This window comes from uncultured Veillonella sp., assembly GCF_905209685.1.
In the GTDB taxonomy this organism is placed as follows: Bacteria; Bacillota; Negativicutes; order Veillonellales; family Veillonellaceae; genus Veillonella.
In genome coordinates this window covers 1-2,664 of sequence record NZ_CAJLUB010000177.1, presented here as the reverse complement: position 1 = coordinate 2,664, position 2,664 = coordinate 1, and the positions used below count along the sequence as shown (strand labels likewise).

Sequence of the window (2,664 nt, the reverse complement as noted above, 5' to 3'; positions counted from 1 at the left end):
ATAAAAATGTCCACTGATAATAGAAATATGTCTTTACATATTGGATGAATTTGCTATAATGTATAAAGTAATCACAAAATGTGATTAAGTAAGGATGTTATTATGAATATTTTATTTGTATGTACCGGTAATACTTGCCGTAGCCCTATGGCTGAAGGTATTACACGGGCCCTTGCAGCGGAGCAACATAAGGATGTGACGACTGTATCAGCTGGTCTATTTGCCGCCTATGGAGCAAAGCCAACTGAACAAGCCGTTGAAGCTATCCGTTCCATTGCAGATATTTCTGATCATGAATCGAGACCATTGACAATGGAACTCGTGAATGCAGCAGATCTTATCATTGGTATGACGAAAGATCACAAATCTGTACTACTTCGACAATTCCCGTTTGAGGAAGGTAAAATCAAAACGATTTCCGAGTGGGGTGGTCAAGATGGTGATGTTACTGACCCATATGGATCTGATCAAACCGTATATAATCAATGTGCGGAACAAATTTATCACTTAGTAGAGGCCGGTCTTAGATCAGTGCCTCAGAAGGCGTAGGAGATGAAATTATGAAAGTTGCAATCGGTTGTGATCATGGCGGATTACATTTAAAAGCATCCGTTAAGGAATTATTAAATGCATTGGGACATGAAGTAGAGGATTTTGGCTGTCATACGGCTGATTCTTGCGACTATCCTGATATTGCTGTACCTGTGGCAAATGCTGTCGTATCTGGTCAAGCAGACAGAGGTATTTTGATTTGTGGTACTGGTATTGGTATCGGTATTGCAGCAAATAAGATTGCAGGTATTCGCGCTGCTCTTTGTCATGATACATTCTCTGCTCATGCATGTCGTGAACATAATGACGCTAATATTCTCACAATGGGAGAACGCGTTATTGGTCCAGGCCTAGCTAATGATATTGTTGCCATCTTTATGAAAACAGAGTTCGAAGGTGGCCGTCATGCACGCCGTGTAGAGAAAATTAAAACATTAGAGAAGTAATACATCATTACCTATATATATTCGTTTTGCACGAGGAGGATACTCATGAGTTTCTTAGAAAAACAAGACCCTAATATTCAAGCTGTTATCAATCAAGAATTAGCACGCCAACGCGATAAATTAGAAATGATCGCTTCTGAAAACTTTGTTTCTCAAGCCGTAATGGAAGCTCAAGGTAGCGTGTTAACTAACAAATATGCAGAAGGGTATCCTGGTAAACGTTATTATGGCGGTTGTGAAAATGTTGATGTTATCGAAACATTAGCTATTGAACGTGCAAAACGATTGTTCGGTGCAGAACATGCTAACGTACAACCTCACTCTGGTTCTCAAGCAAACTTTGGCGTGTATTTCGCATTATTACAACCTGGTGATACTATTGTGGGTATGAACTTGTCCCATGGTGGTCACTTAACACATGGTTCTCCAGTTAACGTATCTGGTACATATTTCAACGTAGTACCTTACGGTGTAGATGCAGAAACTCAACAAATCGATTATGATGAGTTCCGTAAAATCGTATTAGAAGCAAAACCTAAATTGATCATCGCTGGTGGTAGTGCTTACAGCCGTCAAATCGACTTCAAAAAAATGGCTGATGTAGCTCATGAAGTTGATGCTATCTTCATGGTAGATATGGCTCACTTTGCAGGTCTTGTAGCAGCAGGTTTACATCCAAACCCAGTAGAATATGCTGATATCGTTACTACCACAACTCATAAAACATTGCGTGGCCCTCGTGGTGGCATGATTCTTTGCAAAGAAAAATATGCTAAAGCAATCGATAAAGCAATCTTCCCTGGTATTCAAGGTGGCCCTTTGATGCATGTTATCGCTGCTAAAGCTGTTGCATTTGGTGAAGCATTACAACCAGAATTCAAAGTATATGCACAACAAGTTATCGATAATGCAAAAGCATTGGCTGCTGCATTGCAAGAAAAAGGCTTAACAATCGTTTCTGGTGGTACAGATACTCACGTTATGTTGGTAGATGTACGCAATACTGGCTTAACAGGTAAAGAAGCAGAACATTTACTTGATGAAGTAGGTATTACATGTAATAAAAATACAATTCCATTCGATCCTGCTAGCCCATTTGTAACAAGCGGTATCCGTCTTGGTACACCAGCGCTTACAACACGTGGCTTACAAGTAAAAGATATGGAAGAAATTGCAGATATCATTGCAACTGTTCTTAAAAATCCTGAAGATAAAGCAGTTCATGAAGAAGCAAGCAAACGCGTAGCAGCACTTTGCGAAGCGTATCCATTGTACTAATCTTTGGATTAATCTTATTAAAATTACATAAGGCTTAAATACGATAAAAGGGATGTGTATTATCACATCCCTTTTAATATTTTTATGGCATGATTTATCAATCTGTGATAGAGTAAATATGAATATTAAATGGATACCGATAGGGTATGTAAATTATTTATAGGAGGACAGTCATGAAAGTTAATGTTATGACACATCCATTGATTCAACACAAAGTTACATTGATGCGTGATGCAGAAACAGGCTCTAAAGATTTCAGACAATTACTTGATGAAATTACGATGTTGATGGGCTATGAAATTACACGTAGCTTACCATTAGAGGATGTAGAGGTTCAAACACCTTTAACTAAAATGACTGGCAAACGTATTGCAGGTAAAAAATTGGG

At 38.6% G+C, this 2,664-nt stretch carries 4 protein-coding genes; all 4 read left to right on the top strand.

Annotation, left to right across the window (positions count from 1 at the left end; genetic code table 11):
• Positions 1–102: 102 nt before the first annotated feature.
• Complete coding sequence (locus tag QZ055_RS09105) at positions 103–549, top strand: low molecular weight protein arginine phosphatase (RefSeq protein WP_119206190.1); 447 nt, start codon at positions 103–105, stop codon at positions 547–549.
• Between the two features lie 11 nt (positions 550–560).
• A complete protein-coding gene (rpiB, locus tag QZ055_RS09100; RefSeq protein WP_287539646.1) occupies positions 561–998 on the top strand; it encodes a ribose 5-phosphate isomerase B in 438 nt (145 codons plus the stop codon).
• A gap of 45 nt (positions 999–1,043) precedes the next feature.
• On the top strand, positions 1,044–2,276 hold the full coding sequence (glyA, locus tag QZ055_RS09095) for a serine hydroxymethyltransferase (RefSeq protein ID WP_105089322.1): 1,233 nt from the start codon (positions 1,044–1,046) through the stop codon (positions 2,274–2,276).
• A gap of 173 nt (positions 2,277–2,449) precedes the next feature.
• Positions 2,450–2,664: uracil phosphoribosyltransferase (locus tag QZ055_RS09090; RefSeq protein WP_295826384.1), on the top strand; the 215-nt coding region annotated here is incomplete at its 3' end.

Excerpts from the sequence above, each read along its gene's own strand:
- QZ055_RS09105 (WP_119206190.1), top strand. The coding sequence starts at position 103 with ATGAATATTTTATTTGTATGTACCGGTAATACTTGCCGTAGCCCTATG.
- glyA (WP_105089322.1), top strand. The coding sequence starts at position 1,044 with ATGAGTTTCTTAGAAAAACAAGACCCTAATATTCAAGCTGTTATCAAT.
- rpiB (WP_287539646.1), top strand. The coding sequence starts at position 561 with ATGAAAGTTGCAATCGGTTGTGATCATGGCGGATTACATTTAAAAGCA.